Source organism: Burkholderia sp. THE68, assembly GCF_009938265.1.
Classification (GTDB): Bacteria; Pseudomonadota; Gammaproteobacteria; order Burkholderiales; family Burkholderiaceae; genus Caballeronia.
In genome coordinates this window covers 383,063-398,355 of record NZ_AP022319.1, presented here as the reverse complement: position 1 = coordinate 398,355, position 15,293 = coordinate 383,063, and the positions used below count along the sequence as shown (strand labels likewise).

The following is a 15,293-nucleotide window of genomic DNA, read 5'->3' as shown; positions in this document are numbered from 1 at the left end:
GGATGACGAACATGAAGATCCTGATCGCTGGATTCCAGCACGAAACGAACACCTTCGCGCCGACCAAGGCGAGCTACCAGAGCTTCATTCAGGGCGAAGGCTTCCCGCCGATGGCGCACGGCGACGATGTCCTGAAGCTGCGCGACGTGAACGTGCCGATCGGCGGTTTCATTCAGTGGGCCGAGGCGCAAGGACATGAACTCATACCGGTGATCTGGGCGGGCGCGAGCGCATCGGCGCATGTGACGAAGGATGCGTATGAGCGCATCGCAGGCGCGATCGTCGAGCGCGTTCAGCAGGGCGGTTTCGATGCGATCTATCTCGATCTGCACGGCGCGATGGTGACCGAACATCTCGACGATGGCGAAGGAGAGCTGCTGGCGCGCGTGCGCAATATCATCGGCGAAGACATGCCGCTGATCGTCTCGCTCGATCTGCATGCGAACGTCACCGCGCGCATGGTTGCGCTCGCGGATGCGCTCGTCGCGTATCGCACGTATCCGCACGTCGACATGGCCGAAACCGGTTTGCGCGCGGCGCATCTGCTTGCGCAGCGCATCGCGTACGGCAAGCCTTTGAAGCGCGCGATGCGCCGCGTTCCGTTCCTGATTCCGGTGAACGGCATGTGCACGCTCGTCGAACCCGCGCGCGGCATGTACGGCATGCTCGAATCGCTTGAAAGGGAAGTCGTGTCGCTGTCGTTCGCGCCGGGCTTTCCCGCATCGGATTTCGATGAATGCGGTCCCGTTTTCTGGGGCTACGCGCTCGATCAGGACGCGGCGGACAAAGCCGTCGACGCGCTCTACGCGCAGCTCGTGAACGACGAAGCGCGCTGGGACGTGCCGTTCCTTTCGCCCGACGAAGCCGCGCTTGACGCGATCGACGCGAGCCGCGATGCGACGAAGCCCGTGATCATCGCGGATACGCAGGACAATCCGGGCGTCGGCGGCGATTCGAACACGATGGGCATGGTCCGGGCGCTTCTGCGCAACGGCGCGCGCGATGCGGCCGTGGGCGTCATCTGGGACGAGCAGGCGGCGCGTGCGGCGCATCGCGCGGGCGTCGGCGGGCGCATCCGGCTCGCGCTGGGCGGCGGGTCGAACGTGCCGGGCGATTCGCCGCTTGAAGGCGAGTTCGAAGTCGAGTATCTGTCGGACGGGCGCTTTCGTTTCGACGGGCCGATGCTCAACGGCATGTCGGGCGAACTGGGACCGACCGCGTGCCTGCGCATCGACGGCGTGCGTATCGCGGTGAGCAGCGTCAAGATGCAGGTGTTCGACCGCAATCTGTTTCGCGTCGCGGGCATCGAGCCCGAGCGCATGAAGATTCTGGTGAACAAGAGCTCGGTGCATTTTCGCGCCGACTTCGAGCCGATCGCGCATCGCATACTGGTCGCGAAAGCGCCCGGTCCGATGGCCGCCGATCCCGCCGATCTGCCGTGGCGTCGTCTCGATGCGCGCATGCGCGTGCGGCCGATGGGCCCGACGCTCGCGGCGCTGCGGGCGTCGGCTGCGTGAGACGATTTCATCGAATACATCGAACAAGGAGAAGCACAACATGCCGGATGATCAGATCAACGCGTGGCGACGCCGCTTTCTCGGCACAGCGATCGCCAGTGTCGGCGCCATGCAGCTTGGGTTGAGCGACCTGGTTCGCGCTCAAACGACGCAACGTGCATCGTCGAGCGCGGGCTTTGCCGAGATTCGCCAGATCGACGCGGGCACGCTCAATGTCGGCTATGCGGAAGCGGGGCCGGCGAACGGCCCGGCGGTGATCCTGCTGCACGGCTGGCCCTATGACATTTACAGCTTTGCCGACGTCGCGCCGATCCTCGCGGCGCAGGGTTATCGTGTGATCGTGCCGTATCTTCGCGGCTACGGCTCGACGCGTTTCCTCTCCACCGATACGCCGCGCAACGGTCAGCAGGCGGTGGTCGCGGTGGACATCATCGCGCTCATGGATGCGCTGAAGATCCAGAAGGCGACACTCGGCGCGTTCGACTGGGGCGCGCGCACCGCGAACATCATCGCGGCGCTGTGGCCCGAGCGCGTCAGGTCGATGGTGTCGGTGAGCGGCTATCTGATCGGCAGCCAGCAGGCGAATCGCGCGCCCTTGCCGCCGAAGGCCGAGTTCGCGTGGTGGTATCAGTTCTATTTCGCAACGGAGCGCGGCCAGGCGGGCTACGAGTCGAACCGTCACGATTTCAACAAGCTCATCTGGCAACTCGCATCGCCGAAATGGAATTTCGATGACGCGACCTATGACCGTTCGGCGAAATCGTTCGTGAATCCTGATCACGTCGCGGTGGTGATTCACAACTATCGCTGGCGTCTCGGGCTCGTGCAGGGCGAGGCGCAATACGACGCGCTCGAACAGCGTCTCGCCGGCGCACCGACGATTGGCGTGCCGACCATCACGATGGAAGGCGATGCCAACGGCGCGCCACATCCCGATCCCTCCGCGTATGCGAAGAAGTTCACGGGCAAGTACAGGCATCGCAACGTCGCGGGCGGCATCGGCCACAATCTGCCGCAGGAGGCGCCCAAGGCATTCGCCGATGCGGTGATCGAAGCCGACCGCATGTAAGCGCGAACGACGCTACGCGAGATGCGATTTTTTCTGCTTGCGTCCGGGCGTCTTGCGCGATGTCAGTTCGTGCATGATTCCGCACGAATCGACCGCGCGCTCGCCGCGGCATTTCTTGCGCAATGCGTTGAGCTGGTCGCGTAGCTTGATCAATTCGTCGATGCGCATGCCGACACGGCAGATATGCGCTTCGACGAGCGCATTGATGGCGCAGCAACTCGACGCGTTCGCCTCCGAAGCCTGAAGCAGCGCGCGCACTTCGTCGTGCGTCATGTCGAGCTCGCGACAATTTCTGATCAGACGCAGGCGCTCGACATGCGTTTCGTCATAGGTCCGGTAGTTGGCTTCCGTCCTTCCGGCTGGCGGAAGCAGGCCTTCTCTTTCGTAAAAGCGAATCGTATCGGGCGTGCAATTCGTGATGCGCGCCAGTTCCCCAATTTTCATCTCGACTTCCTTCTTGACCCTGGAGCCGCTCCAAGGTGTTTACTTGTCATAGTGTCAAGAAAACGGAATCAGTATGTTGCGTCCCGGGAGTATCGGCAAGCCCGGATCGAACAAGAGAAGTTTTCAAATTCGAAATGATTTAAAGGAATACGAAGCAAATAATAAAACCTTCATCGCCGGGCTTCGGGTGCTGCACAAGCGCTTCATCTAAAGACATCAAGAAAAAAGGGGAAATCATGAACTTGCTGCGCAAGCTGTTCGGCATCGAGCACGAGGGCGGCCGGTACCGTCGCCGCCGGAACGGGAAGGGATACGACCAGCGTTATCGCGCAGACGATTACGACGAACGATGGGACCGTCATCCCGGCTCGATTCCAGCAATGCCGCCCGATCTGATCTGCCCGAAATGCCGCAAGTCCAATCCGCCCGGGACGCCCGCATGCAAGCAATGTGATACGCCGCTGGGCGGAAATCGGTGAGACGCGTGGTGCGGCGGGCCAGCACCCGCGCCACAGGTTCGCGATCTGACCGTGCTTTCAACACATAAACAGAATAATTACGTAAGTTTGTCAAAATGGTTTCACATTGATTTCCTAGAGTAGCGCGTCATCCGGAATATCAGGCCGCAATGGTCTGAAACGACAACTTCCATCGCCGGTATGTCACCCACAATCAAGGAATCGAAACCACACATGGCGCAGCCACTCGACCTCTCCCGCCGCAAGGCACTGAAGATCCTTGCCGGCGCACCGATGCTGCCGCTCGGCGGCACCGCCGTAGCGTCTCTGCTCACGGCTTGCGGCGGCAGCGACAGCAACGCGGCCACGCCCACGCCCGCAGCGACGGCCGCGTTCACCACGGCCACGTTCACCGGCATGGCCGCGCCGACGCTCGCCGCGCCCGACGCGATGGCCCGAACCACCGTCGCCTCGACGCTGACCGCGAACTTCAGCGACGGCAGCAGCCGCGCGTACAAGCTCGCGTATCAGCCGTTCTTCATGACCGGCGACACGGTGCCGAACACGACGGGCGGCACGATCGTCGCGGGCGGCTACTTCGATATCGATAATCAGCCGATCATCGACCGTTCGGCTGCGGGCAAGGAACGTCAGTTCTTCTCGGACTGCCCGGACGGCACGTCGCTCATCAAGCTCGACAATCCCACGGTGAAGGGCGTGAAGGGCAACGCCGTGTTCGCGGTCGTGCAGTTCGAATACACCACGCGCGACCAGAGCGCGGCCAGCATGTACGGTCGCCTGCCGTCGCCGATCGCCGTGCTCACGCTAGATCAGGACCCGGCGACCGGCAAGCTCTCGCTCGTGAGCTACGCGAACGTCGATACGTCGAAGGCGCACGGCCTGTGGATCACCTGTGGCGCGAGCCTGTCGCCGTGGAACACGCATCTGTCGAGCGAGGAGTACGAGCCGGACGCGGCGCTGGCATCGAGCGACGCGCAGTTCAAGGCATACAGCCGCAATCTCTACGGCGACGAAACGAAGGCGCGTCCGTATCACTACGGTCATATTCCGGAAGTCACCGTGCATCCGGACGGCACCGGCACGATCCAGAAGCACTATTGCCTCGGCCGCATCTCGCACGAGCTGATTCAGGTGATGCCCGACCAGCGCACTGTGATGATGGGCGATGACGCCACCAACGGCGGCGTCTTCATGTTCGTCGCGGACAGGCAGGCGGATCTTTCGGCGGGCACGCTGTACGTTGCGAAGTGCGCGCAGACGTCTTCGGCGGGCGCGGGTTCGGCCACGCTGACATGGCTCAATCTCGGTCACGCGACGAGCGATGAAATCGAGAACCTCGCCAACACGCTGACGATCACCGACATCATGGACGTCGCCACCGACGAAAAGGTCGGCCCGACGCTGGACGCGAGCTACACGCGCATCCACTTCGGCGGCAAGTTCAACTGGATTCGCATCAAGCCCGGCATGGAGAAGGCAGCCGCGTTCCTGGAGACGCATCGCTATGCCGCGCTGCGCGGCGCGAGCATGTGCTTCACGAAGCTCGAAGGCACGACGGTCAACGCGAAGGACAAGATCGTCTACTCGGCGATGTCGCAGATCGTCAAGTCGATGGTGAAGGGCGACGCGCATTCGACCGACATCAAGCTCGACAAAGCCATCACCGCCGGCGCGGTCTACGCGTTCAACCTGAAGGGCGGCCAGCGCGATCTCGCGGGCGCGGCGATCGACAGCGAATGGGTGCCGGTCGACATGGCTGCGCCCGCCGCGCTCGTCGGCGAAGACATCGCGGCCGACGCGCTCGGCAATCTCGCGAACCCGGAGCGTATCGCGAATCCGGACAACCTCAAGTTCTCGGAGAAGCTGCGCACGCTGTTCATTGGCGAGGACAGCGGCGCGCACGTCAACAACTTCCTGTGGGCGTACAACGTCGATACGAAGTCGCTGACGCGCATCCTGTCGGCGCCTGCGGGCGCGGAGTCGACGGGCCTGCACGCGGTCGACGAGATCAACGGCTGGACCTACATCATGAGCAACTTCCAGCACGCGGGCGACTGGGAAAGCGCGCTGCACGGCAAGGTGCAGTCGACGCTCGATCCGCTCATCCGCGCGAACTACAAGGATCGCTTCGGCGCGGCGGTGGGTTATCTGACCGCCGATCCGGCTTCGATCAAACTGAGCTGACGATGTGACGACGCCGCGAACGAAAGTCGCGGCGTCGGTTTTTTGGCTCGTGACGGCACGCGTGCAATCAGCAGCGCCGCTCGCAGTCGATATATTCGAAGCCCGCCGCGATCGCGTAGCGGATCGCTTCTTCGACGTTCGCGAACTCGCCCGGCAGTCTCACGGAACGTTCCATCCCGTTCAAATCCTGGATTCGCGCCGTTGCGGCAAACACATTGCCCTGCCGGACCGCTGCCGGCGTGACCATCATGTCCCTGTAGCTGAAGACCATTTCTCTCTCTGTCGGATATTGTCGGTCCCCGGCGTGCGGCGCCGGGGCACTCGTCTCGGTATCGATAAAGCGCCGGACGATCGTCCGGCTCCTTCTGTTTCAGTTATCGGCACGAGTAGACGTTTCTTTACCGAAAGCGCTATCACTGCCCGGGAAACGGCCCGAACGCCTTGCTGCAATCGACCGGCGCGGCGTCTTCCGTGCCGGGCGCTGCGCGCGTGACGCTGACCGTGCCGCCCGTTTTGAACGGCAGCGACGTGCCGCCCGCGCCGATCGTGACGAGCGCATCGGTGACGGTGAAATTCGCAGGCGCGACATCCGCAATGACGTTGTTCAGCGAGATCGTCAACGGATTCACGACCGGCGGCGCCGGCCAGCCGGAGGAGCCGCCCGACCAGCCCGAGCCTTGCAGGACCGGACTCGCGGAGCTGAAGCCCTGGAACGTGTAACTCGACGCATTGACGACGCGCACGCCATCGAGCGCGATGTTCCTGAAGCTCGGATAGAGCCCGTTGTTCTTGGTCGGGCTGTAGTACGGCGAGAAGATCAGCGCCTGCGGTTTGCCGTCCGTCGACGTCTCCGGCATGCGAATGCACACATTCGAGTAACGGATGTTCGACACCAGCCCGCTGCGGCTCCAGTCCGACTTGATGCGCAGGCCGTTGTCGGCGCCATCGAGCACGAGATCGTAGACATTGACGTTGCTCACGCTCGGCAGGACGCCATCGACGGGCGTGACGTCCGGATTGGCCGTGCCTGCGTCCGTGCCCGCCGTCTCGCTGCCGATCGACATGCCGTGTCCCGTATAGAAGCGGCTGTGCGCGACCGTGATGTTGTACGTGCGGCCGTTGACCGTGCCGGTGCCGCCCTTGATCGCGATGTTGTCATCGCCGGTGCGGATGTGCGTGTACGCGATCAGCATGTTGCTCGCATCGCCGGTCAGCTTGCCGGGATTGCCGGGGTTGCTCGTGATCGGGCCGGAGCTCGCGGGATCGATGCCGTCCGTGTTCTTCGCCGTGTCCGGGCTGTAGTGCATGCCGAGATAGTTCGTCATCGCCTCGTAGACGGCGGTCGGCGTATAGATCTTCACGCCCCAAGCGGTGAAGCCATCGACGCCGCTCGGCACGACGTGAAACTTCGGTGCGTTCTGCAGCGTCACGCGATACAGCGTGAAGTTGCGGCCATTGCTGATCTGGATGAGGCGCGGATTGTTCTGCGCGAGGTTCTGCACCTTGTTCGCCATCCAGCCGATATCCCACCAGCTCATCGTGCCGCTGCCGTCCGGACGCATCATCAGGTCCGGATCGTTCGGCTTGCTGCTGACGAGCGGGCTGCCGCCGCGTCCGTCGATGACGCCATCGCCCATCACTGCGGCATTCGCGATCTTGCTGGCATTGATGAGCGCGAGACAGCCGTTGTCGCTCGCGGTGATGATGCCGCAGCTCGTGGTGCCACGGGTCTTGTCGTACTGGCGCGGATCGCGTGAGGCGAACAGGGTGACGCCCTTGTCGATCCAGAGCGTGACGCCGCTTTGCAGGTTCAGCGCGCCGGCGACGAACGCGTTCGCGCCGTTCGGGCCGGGGACGAGCCGCACGGCCTTGTTGGTCGAGAGACCGCTGCTCGACGGGTTTTTGCATGCGTCGAGCGCGGCCTGGATGCGCGGGCTGTCGGGGGCGGTGTTGGTCGAGTCGGCGTTGTCGGGCAGCAGGCCGTTCGGCTGCGCGGTCAGCGTGGCGGGGAGCGTCGCGCAGATTTGCGGGGGGAGGGGCAGGGTGGGTTCTGGCGGCAGCGCGGGATCGTAGGTCGTCGTGCCAACCTGGAAGCCCGTCGGCGTCGGTGTCGGCGTCGGGTCCGCCGAAGGCGTGGATGCGCCCGATGCTGCGGGATTGCCGTCGTCGCTATTCACGACGTCGCTGGTCGCGGCGGACGTCGTAGCCAGTGACGGCGACGCATCCGAGCCGCCGCACGCGCTGAGCGTCAGCGCGATGGACGCGGCGGCGAGCCAGGCGGCGCCATGCTTGACTAGCTCAGAAAGAGCAGGGTTTTGGTTCAATTATTGTGCCTCTTTGTAAAACGATCGAATCGATAATGTCGTATGACATCATGCGGATATTAGGCATCCGAATGAAAGAAGCGATATCTGGTGTTCGCCCTTAAGCCAGTTCGACGGTTTCGCTTCGGCCTCGATTCGTGCCGGCTTTCCTGGATGGTGCTAATGTGCGGCCAATCGTTTTCTCTCAACCGAACAGAACCCGCATGGAGTCGTCGACCATGAAAGTTCGTCTCTGGAAAGCGGCAGGTCTTTTGATGCTCGTCAGCACGGGCGCGGCGGCGCAGACGAGTGTCACGATGTACGGCCGGATCGATGGCGGCATCGAGTATCTGAATCACATCGCGAACGGCACGGGCGGCAGCGACTCGCGATGGAGCGCCGAAGGCGGCGACTGGGGCACCAGCATGTGGGGCCTGAAAGGCAGTGAGGATCTGGGCGGCGGCCTGAGCGCGGTCTTCGACCTCGAAACCGCCATTCAGATCATGAACGGCACGACTGGCGGCGGGCGCCTGTGGTCACGCCGCGCCTATGCCGGGCTGAATTCGAAGACCTGGGGCCAGTTGCAGGCGGGGCGCAACCTGTTCATCGACAGCGACGGCGTGTGGGAATTCGATCCCTTCGTACAACAGGCGGTATCGTCGGCATCGCTCGTGCGCGGGCGCAACTGGCAGCAGACCAGCAATAACGTCGAGTATCACAGCCCCGTGTTTCATGGCTTCGACGTGCAGGGGCAATATGCATTCGGCAATCAGCCGGGAGCATTCAATCAGGGCGCGCAGGGCGAGTTCGGACGCTCCGAAGGCGTCATGCTGACGTATCACTCGACCCTGTTCGACGTGCGCGGCATCTACGATGAGTTGCGCAGCCAGAACGGCAAGCTGGACAACATCTTTCAGGCGTCGCGCGAAGTCTTCGTCGGCGCGAACGTGAGAATCGACAAGTGGAAGGTGCAGGCCGCGTACACGCATTACGCCGCGCCCGATTCGCCCGCGGGCCTGGCCGATAGCGCCGATCACTACTGGCTCGGCGCGACCTATCAGGCGACGTCCGCATGGGCCGTCACGGCAGCGGGCTTCTATATCCACGTCGGCGAAGGCGCGGGCGATGCGGCGCACGACCCCGCGAGCCACGCAATGCTGTACGCGCTCGGCACGACCTACAACTTCAGCAAGCGCACCTTCCTGTACGGCACCGTGGCCTACGTGCGCAACAGCGCAAACGGCTCGTTTTCGGTCTTCGCGACACCGCGCGATGCCGAACCGGGCACGAGCCCGATGGCAGGCGAATCGCAGACGGGCGCGTACATCGGGATGATGCATGTGTTCTAGCCGTGCCCGTCATCGCCCGGTTACGCGTGTGCGCGCGCCAGCCACTGCTCGAGGCTGATGCTTCCACGACGCGCGACGCCGGTCGGCACGAGCGAGTCTTCCGTGATCGTGCCACCGAAGTACGTCGCCTTCGGATCGACGACGATCTCGCGCGCATCGCCCTGCGCCTTCAGATACTGGCCGACGATCCGGTGCAAGGGCGCACGTTCGGGCCCCGCGATATCGGCGATGCCGTTCAGCGGCGTATCGAGCGCGGCGTCCGCGACGAAGCCCGCGACGTCATCGGCGGCGATCGGCTGAAACTGTCCCGTCGACAGATGCACCTTGCCGTCCTGCATGCCCGCGTCGGCGATGCCGCCGAGGAACTCCAGGAACTGCGTCGCCCGGACGATCGAATACGGCACGCGCGATTCCGCGATCAGCTTTTCCTGTGCCACTTTCGCGCGGAAATAACCGTTGTCCGGCATGCGATCCGTCCCGACGACAGACAGCGCCACATGATGGTGCACGCCCGCTGCGGCTTCGGCCTTCACGAGGTTCGTGGTCGACGCGCGGAAAAACGCCATCACGTCATCCGGCGCCCACGAAGGCGCGTTCGACACGTCGATGACGACCTGCGCGCCGCGAAGCGCTTCATCCAATCCCGCGCCCGTCACCGAATCCACGCCGTTGCGCGGCGACGCGGCGACTGCCTCGTGGCCCTTCGCGCGCAGAATCGCAACCGTCTTCGCGCCGATCAAACCCGAACCGCCAATGACGACGATCTTCATGATGCACCTCGCTGGATAAGTGAAAGTGAAGTCATTGTGTGACAATCATGGCTTAGCAGAAAGGGACAAGAATCGTCGATTCAACTAGTCCATGAGCCGTGACATGCCGACCACTGACCATGCGTTGAACATAGAGATCGACCGGCGCGAAGCTTCGCCGATCTATCTGCAGATTTGCGAGCGTTTCAAGGCGGCGATCGCGGCGGGTCACCTGAAGCCCGGCGACCGCGTGCCCGCGCTGCGCGCGCTCGCGACGCAACTGAATACTGCCCGCGGCACGGTCGAGATGGCGTATAACGTCCTCGTCGATGAGGGTTATTTGCAGATGCGCGGCGCGGCGGGCACGTTCGTGTCGACGTCGCTGCCGGGCGCGGTGACACCCGCGCGCACGAGCCGCGAGCGCGCCGATGCACCGCGTGCGAAGCGCACGCAGGCCGACACCGATATCGGCAACGACGCGAAGCCGCTGCGTCCCGGCTTGCCCGCGCTCGACGCGTTTCCGCGCAAGGTCTGGAGCCGGCTCGTCGCGTATCGCGCGCGCGGCGGCGATCCCGCCACGCTGAGTTATCCCGATCCGTCCGGCTATCGCCCGTTGCGCGAGCGCATCGCAACCTATCTCGGCCTGTCGCGCGGCGTGGAGTGCGTGCCGGAGCAGGTGTTTGTCACGAACGGCTATCGCGCGACGCTCGAACTCATCCTGCGCGGTTTCGCGAAGCCCGGCGACCGCGCATGGTTCGAAGAGCCGGGCTATCTGCTCGCGCGAAACTTTCTCGTCGATGCCGGCATGCGGCTCGTGCCGGTGCCCGTCGATCATGAAGGACTCGACGTCGACACCGCCCGCGCGCTGTACGACGATGCGCGCTTCGCGTTCGTCACGCCGTCGCATCAGAGTCCGCTCGGCGTGACGCTCTCGCTCGCGCGGCGCATGAAGCTGCTCGACTGGGCGAGCCGCGCGGGAAGCTGGATCGTCGAGGACGATTACGACAGCGAGTTCCGCTACGTGGGCCGTCCGCTGCCCGCGCTTAAAAGCCTCGATCGCGACGACCGCGTGATCTACTGCGGCACCTTCAGCAAGGTGCTGTTTCCGGGCTTGCGGCTTTCATACGTGGTGGCGCCCGAACGGGCCGTCGCGCGGTTCGGGCAGATCACGAAGAGCATGAATGCGGGGTCGCCGTATCTCTATCAGGCGGCGGTGGCGGACTTCATCGCACAGGGGCATTTCGCGCGGCATCTGAAGCGCATGCGCGCGCTCTATGCCGAGCGGCGCATGCTGCTCATGAATGCGATCCTGACGGCTTTCGGCGACAGGGTCAGCATCGAACTGCCGACCGGCGGCATGCATCTCGTCGCGATCTTCCATGCGGGACGCGATGGACCCATCGACGACACCGCGATGGCCGCACGCGCGCGCGAAGCGGGTCTCGCGGTGCTCGCGCTATCGGCGTGGTATCTGAACGCGCGCGCGAAGCATGCGTTGCGCGGGATCGTCGTCGGCTTTGCGAATGTCGCCGATGCCGCCGAAGCGGCGCGCCTCGCGGGCATGCTTCGGCGGGCCTACGACGGTTAAAACGCGACGGCGTCATCCGATGCGAAGAGCGCGTGTCGCGCGATCTCGTCGCGTGCGCTTCGCAGCGCTTCGGCCACGGCGTCATGGCCGTGCACGAGTCCTTGCAGCAAGAGGAAATGCAGATTCTGCAAGCCGATCGAGCCGAGCGCGTAACGCAGATACGGCGTGAGGAAATCGCGCTGGCGCGCGTGCTCGCCGCTATGAAACCCGCCCGATCCGACGATTACGAACGCGGGCCGGTCACGCATCAGTCCGAGCTTGCCTTCGGGCGTCGCGGCGAACGTGCGGTGAATGCGCAGCACATAATCGATCCACAGCTTCAGCGCGGCGGGGACGGTGAAGTTGTGCATCGGCGTGTTGATGATCAGCGCGTCGGTCGTTTCGATTTCGCGGATGAGTTGTTCGGAGACGTCGAACCGGGTCGCATCCGGCTGGCGCGATGTGATCGCGCTCGCGTAATCCTGCGTGATGGGCGGCAATGGCGCCGCCGCGAGATCGCGTTCGACGATCTCCACGCGCGCCGTCTTGCGCAACATCTCGATCATTTCCAGCGCGAGCTGGTAGCCATGACTCGCGTCGCCGTGCGGGCTCGCGTTGATGAAGAGCACTTTCATCGCACGGCCTCCGTGTCGTTGCCCGTCAGCGGCTGGACGAAATGCATGCCCTTCGCGAGCAGGCCATTGCGATAGTAGAAGCGCTGCGCGAGCGCCATGTGCAGGCCGGTGTCGAGGACGAAATGCGCGCAGCGCGAATGGCGCGCGATCTCGCGGACCTTGTCGAGCAATTGCGCGCCGATGCCGCTGCGATGCAGCCGCGCCGTCACGACGAGATCGTCTACATAGACAAAACGGCCGTACAGCGTATTCGTTTGCGTGCGATAACCTGCGAGACCGAGGATCGCGCCGTCTTCGCTGCATGCCGCGAGCAGGCGATAGCATTCCTCGCGTTGACGGCGCATTTGCGCGCCGAACGCGGCGGCGTCGGTCAGATGCGGGCGTAGTTCCTTCATGACGTCGAAGGCGCGCGTCCAGTCGTCGGGCGAGTCGAGATGCCGAAAGGTGATCGAAGTGTCCATGCGTGTTCTCCACGTTGCATGCCACCTACGATATCGGCGCGATGACACAGCCCAAAGAGCCAAGAATCGCGCTTTGGACTAGGCCATGTCCGGCCACGGGTAGAATCGGACGGACTATTTTCGATTCCCGCTCATGGCGCTCAATCCGGATTCCCCTCTCGCCCGTCTCATGAACGCGTCCGTGAAGGCGGGCCGCGTCGAATGGATCGGCTTGCGTGAAGCGCGGCGCGCGCCGCTTCGTGTGGTCGAATCGGCGCTGGCGATCGAAGGCATCGGTCTCGATGGCGATCACTACTGCCGAAAGGACGGCAATCGCCAGGTCACATTGATTCAGGCGGAAAGCCTGCGCGCGATCGCGAGCCATCTCGGCCTCGACGACGTCGCGCCGGGCGATCTGCGGCGCAATATCGTCACATCCGGCATCAATCTCCATGCGCTGAAGGGGCAGCGTTTTCGCATCGGCGATGCGGTGTTCGAAGCGAGCGGCGAGTGTCATCCGTGCTCGCGCATGGAAGAGACTTTCGGTGTGGGCGGTTATAACGCGGTGCGCGGTTTCGGCGGCATTACGGCGCGCGTGATCGTCGGCGGAGGGATCGGGCTCGCGAGTCTGGTCGAGCCATTGCGATGATCGGATAAGATACTGCGCCCCGTATCATCAACTCATAACGTGGAGTGCTTTTCGTGATCCAGCCGAGCAACGTATTCAAGGATAACCTCGCCCAATTGCCTGCCATCGATGGCATCGAGCGCATCGATCTGGTCGACGGCCGGGGCGATGTGGTCGCGAGTATCGAGAACAAGCCGGGCAAGCAGGGTTCGCTGGCGGTCTACAACTACGTGCAGCAGACGTTCGGCACGCTCGACGCGAAGGCCGCGCAGCACGCGCTTGCCGTGTTCGCCGAACATACCGCCGATGCGCGCAACCGGCCGGGCGCGCATCCGAATGTGGATCGGCTGCTCGCGATCGTCGATGGCGGCGAAGCGCTGCGCATCGACGTGATTCAGGCGAGTTGATGCGTGTGCCCGTTCCGCCATCGACGGAACGGGCTTGCAAGTCCAATCAGGCGCGCAATTCCACGCGCTTGATGTCCTTCACGATCACGAGATAACTGAACACCGTGATCAGCGCATTGATGCCGACGAACGCCAGCGCGCCATTGAACGAGCCCGACTGCGCGACGAGATAGCCGATCACGATCGGCGTCACGATCCCCGCCACATTGCCGAACATGTTGAAGATCGACCCGGAAAGCCCGATGGCTTCCTTCGGCGACGTATCCGCGACCACGGCCCAGCCCAATGCGCCGATACCCTTGCCGAAGAACGCCAGCGACATCAGCGCGACCACGACCCAGTCCGTATCGACGTAATTGCAGCCGATGATGCACGACGACAGCAGCATGCCGCCGACGATCGGCGCCTTGCGTGCCAGCGTAAGCGAGCAGCCGCGGCGGATGAGGCCATCGGAGATCACGCCGCCGAGCACGCCGCCCGTGAAGCCGCAGATGGCCGGCAGCGACGCGACGAAGCCTGCCTGCAGAATCGTCATGTGACGCGCCTGCACGAGGTAGATCGGGAACCACGTCAGGAAGAAGTACGTGAGCACGTTGATGCAGTACTGCGCGAGATACACGCCGAGCAGCATGCGGTTGGTCAGCAGTTGCTTCACGACCGGCCAGCCCACGCTGTTCGACCTGGCACCCGCCGCGCCGCCCGCGCGGTGATGACCGCTGACGAGACCGCCGCCTTCCTCGATGTACTCCAGTTCCTGCTTGTTCACGCGCGGATGGTCAACCGGATTCTTCATCACGGACAGCCACGTGAGCGCGAGCAAGAGACCCGCCACGCCCATCACGATATACACGTGATGCCAGCCGAAAGCGTGCGTGAGCCACGCCATCAGCGGCGTGAACACGACGGCCGCGAAATACTGCGCGGAGTTGAAGATCGCCGAAGCCGTGCCGCGCTCTTTCGTCGGGAACCAGCTCGCGACGACTTTCGCATTGGCCGGAAACGCGGGCGCTTCCGCCGCGCCCATCGCGAAACGCAGGACGAACAGCGCCGTCACCGCCGTGGCCGCGCTGCCGAGCAGGCCGATCGAGCTTTGCAGCAGTGTGAACAGCGACCACAGAAAAATGCTCGCCGCATACACGCGCCGCGCGCCGAAGCGATCGAGCAGCCAGCCCGCGGGCACTTGCGAGAGCACGTACGCCCAGCTGAAGGCCGAGAAGATGTAACCCATGCGGATCGCATCGAAGCCGAATTCGGCGCGCATCGCCGAACCGGTCACCGACAGGGTCGCGCGGTCTGCGTAGTTGAACGTCGTGATCACGAAGATCAGCAACAGGATGAGATAGCGCACGCGGGTGCGCTTCATGACGTCTGCGGGATTCGCGGTACGGCTCATCGACATGGACTTCCCCTTTGATTCGATCGTGCTGATGCACGGAGGGCCGCAGCAGCGGCCCTCATGGGCGAAGCGACGCACGGCGCCGTTGCGGCGCCACGCGTTCCCACGCTTCGCTGTCTCCTTCCG

At 63.8% G+C, this 15,293-nt stretch carries 14 protein-coding genes; 8 read left to right on the top strand and 6 right to left on the bottom strand.

Annotated elements, in window-relative coordinates; translation table 11 throughout:
- Positions 1-11 precede the first annotated feature (11 nt).
- Both BTHE68_RS30570 and BTHE68_RS30565 read left to right on the top strand, forming a co-directional pair.
- Positions 12-1,517: a M81 family metallopeptidase gene (locus tag BTHE68_RS30570; RefSeq protein ID WP_162070042.1), complete on the top strand. Its 1,506-nt coding sequence runs from the start codon at positions 12-14 to the stop codon at positions 1,515-1,517.
- Positions 1,518-1,557: 40 nt separating this feature from the next.
- On the top strand, positions 1,558-2,586 hold the full coding sequence (locus BTHE68_RS30565) for an alpha/beta fold hydrolase (RefSeq protein ID WP_162070041.1): 1,029 nt from the start codon (positions 1,558-1,560) through the stop codon (positions 2,584-2,586).
- A 12-nt stretch (positions 2,587-2,598) separates the two neighbouring features.
- Here the strand turns inward: BTHE68_RS30565 and cadR are convergent, their stop codons facing one another.
- On the bottom strand, positions 2,599-3,030 hold the full coding sequence (gene cadR / locus BTHE68_RS30560; RefSeq protein WP_162070040.1) for a Cd(II)/Pb(II)-responsive transcriptional regulator: 432 nt from the start codon (positions 3,028-3,030) through the stop codon (positions 2,599-2,601).
- Between the two features lie 236 nt (positions 3,031-3,266).
- Here cadR and BTHE68_RS30555 point away from each other — a divergent pair, with 236 nt between their 5' ends.
- Both BTHE68_RS30555 and BTHE68_RS30550 read left to right on the top strand, forming a co-directional pair.
- Positions 3,267-3,509 carry a hypothetical protein gene (locus BTHE68_RS30555; RefSeq protein ID WP_162070039.1) on the top strand — a complete coding sequence of 81 codons (243 nt, stop codon included), beginning with the start codon at positions 3,267-3,269 and terminating at the stop codon, positions 3,507-3,509.
- Positions 3,510-3,722: 213 nt separating this feature from the next.
- Positions 3,723-5,693 (top strand): PhoX family protein, encoded by a 1,971-nt coding sequence (locus BTHE68_RS30550; protein ID WP_162070038.1) that lies wholly within the window; start codon positions 3,723-3,725, stop codon positions 5,691-5,693.
- Positions 5,694-6,106: 413 nt separating this feature from the next.
- Here the strand turns inward: BTHE68_RS30550 and BTHE68_RS30540 are convergent, their stop codons facing one another.
- On the bottom strand, positions 6,107-8,017 hold the full coding sequence (locus BTHE68_RS30540) for a glycoside hydrolase family 28 protein (RefSeq protein WP_162070036.1): 1,911 nt from the start codon (positions 8,015-8,017) through the stop codon (positions 6,107-6,109).
- Between the two features lie 218 nt (positions 8,018-8,235).
- Between BTHE68_RS30540 and BTHE68_RS30535 the strand changes: the two genes are divergently transcribed.
- Positions 8,236-9,345, top strand: coding sequence for a porin (locus BTHE68_RS30535; RefSeq protein WP_502710621.1), 1,110 nt, complete (start codon positions 8,236-8,238; stop codon positions 9,343-9,345).
- A gap of 20 nt (positions 9,346-9,365) precedes the next feature.
- On the opposite strand, the gene BTHE68_RS30530 is transcribed toward BTHE68_RS30535, so the two are convergent.
- Positions 9,366-10,115 (bottom strand): SDR family oxidoreductase, encoded by a 750-nt coding sequence (locus BTHE68_RS30530; RefSeq protein ID WP_162070035.1) that lies wholly within the window; start codon positions 10,113-10,115, stop codon positions 9,366-9,368.
- Positions 10,116-10,218: 103 nt separating this feature from the next.
- Here BTHE68_RS30530 and pdxR point away from each other — a divergent pair, with 103 nt between their 5' ends.
- Positions 10,219-11,682 carry a MocR-like pyridoxine biosynthesis transcription factor PdxR gene (pdxR, locus tag BTHE68_RS30525; RefSeq protein WP_162070034.1) on the top strand — a complete coding sequence of 488 codons (1,464 nt, stop codon included), beginning with the start codon at positions 10,219-10,221 and terminating at the stop codon, positions 11,680-11,682.
- Here the strand turns inward: pdxR and BTHE68_RS30520 are convergent.
- Together BTHE68_RS30520 and BTHE68_RS30515 are read right to left on the bottom strand one after the other, a co-directional pair.
- Entirely contained in the window at positions 11,679-12,296 is a 618-nt protein-coding gene (locus BTHE68_RS30520; protein ID WP_162070033.1) for an FMN-dependent NADH-azoreductase, read from the bottom strand. The genes pdxR and BTHE68_RS30520 overlap by 4 nt on opposite strands.
- Complete coding sequence (locus tag BTHE68_RS30515) at positions 12,293-12,757, bottom strand: GNAT family N-acetyltransferase (RefSeq protein WP_162070032.1); 465 nt, start codon at positions 12,755-12,757, stop codon at positions 12,293-12,295. The genes BTHE68_RS30520 and BTHE68_RS30515 overlap by 4 nt, the downstream gene beginning before the upstream one ends.
- A gap of 133 nt (positions 12,758-12,890) precedes the next feature.
- Here BTHE68_RS30515 and BTHE68_RS30510 point away from each other — a divergent pair, with 133 nt between their 5' ends.
- Both BTHE68_RS30510 and BTHE68_RS30505 read left to right on the top strand, forming a co-directional pair.
- The gene (locus tag BTHE68_RS30510) at positions 12,891-13,385 is read left to right on the top strand and encodes an MOSC domain-containing protein (RefSeq protein ID WP_162070031.1); all 495 of its coding nucleotides are present in this window, start codon (positions 12,891-12,893) and stop codon (positions 13,383-13,385) included.
- A 53-nt stretch (positions 13,386-13,438) separates the two neighbouring features.
- Positions 13,439-13,771 (top strand): DUF2322 family protein, encoded by a 333-nt coding sequence (locus BTHE68_RS30505; RefSeq protein WP_162070030.1) that lies wholly within the window; start codon positions 13,439-13,441, stop codon positions 13,769-13,771.
- Positions 13,772-13,817: 46 nt separating this feature from the next.
- Here the strand turns inward: BTHE68_RS30505 and BTHE68_RS30500 are convergent, their stop codons facing one another.
- Complete coding sequence (locus tag BTHE68_RS30500; protein ID WP_162070029.1) at positions 13,818-15,170, bottom strand: MFS transporter; 1,353 nt, start codon at positions 15,168-15,170, stop codon at positions 13,818-13,820.
- Between the last annotated feature and the right edge of the window lie 123 nt (positions 15,171-15,293).

What these genes read in the sequence shown, in the direction of transcription:
- BTHE68_RS30570 (WP_162070042.1), top strand. Translation starts at nt 12, where the DNA reads ATGAAGATCCTGATCGCTGGATTCCAGCACGAAACGAACACCTTCGCG.
- BTHE68_RS30565 (WP_162070041.1), top strand. Translation starts at nt 1,558, where the DNA reads ATGCCGGATGATCAGATCAACGCGTGGCGACGCCGCTTTCTCGGCACA.
- cadR (WP_162070040.1), bottom strand. Translation starts at nt 3,030, where the DNA reads ATGAAAATTGGGGAACTGGCGCGCATCACGAATTGCACGCCCGATACG.
- BTHE68_RS30555 (WP_162070039.1), top strand. Translation starts at nt 3,267, where the DNA reads ATGAACTTGCTGCGCAAGCTGTTCGGCATCGAGCACGAGGGCGGCCGG.
- BTHE68_RS30550 (WP_162070038.1), top strand. Translation starts at nt 3,723, where the DNA reads ATGGCGCAGCCACTCGACCTCTCCCGCCGCAAGGCACTGAAGATCCTT.
- BTHE68_RS30535 (WP_502710621.1), top strand. Translation starts at nt 8,236, where the DNA reads ATGAAAGTTCGTCTCTGGAAAGCGGCAGGTCTTTTGATGCTCGTCAGC.
- BTHE68_RS30530 (WP_162070035.1), bottom strand. Translation starts at nt 10,115, where the DNA reads ATGAAGATCGTCGTCATTGGCGGTTCGGGTTTGATCGGCGCGAAGACG.
- pdxR (WP_162070034.1), top strand. Translation starts at nt 10,219, where the DNA reads ATGCCGACCACTGACCATGCGTTGAACATAGAGATCGACCGGCGCGAA.
- BTHE68_RS30520 (WP_162070033.1), bottom strand. Translation starts at nt 12,296, where the DNA reads ATGAAAGTGCTCTTCATCAACGCGAGCCCGCACGGCGACGCGAGTCAT.
- BTHE68_RS30515 (WP_162070032.1), bottom strand. Translation starts at nt 12,757, where the DNA reads ATGGACACTTCGATCACCTTTCGGCATCTCGACTCGCCCGACGACTGG.
- BTHE68_RS30510 (WP_162070031.1), top strand. Translation starts at nt 12,891, where the DNA reads ATGGCGCTCAATCCGGATTCCCCTCTCGCCCGTCTCATGAACGCGTCC.
- BTHE68_RS30500 (WP_162070029.1), bottom strand. Translation starts at nt 15,170, where the DNA reads ATGTCGATGAGCCGTACCGCGAATCCCGCAGACGTCATGAAGCGCACC.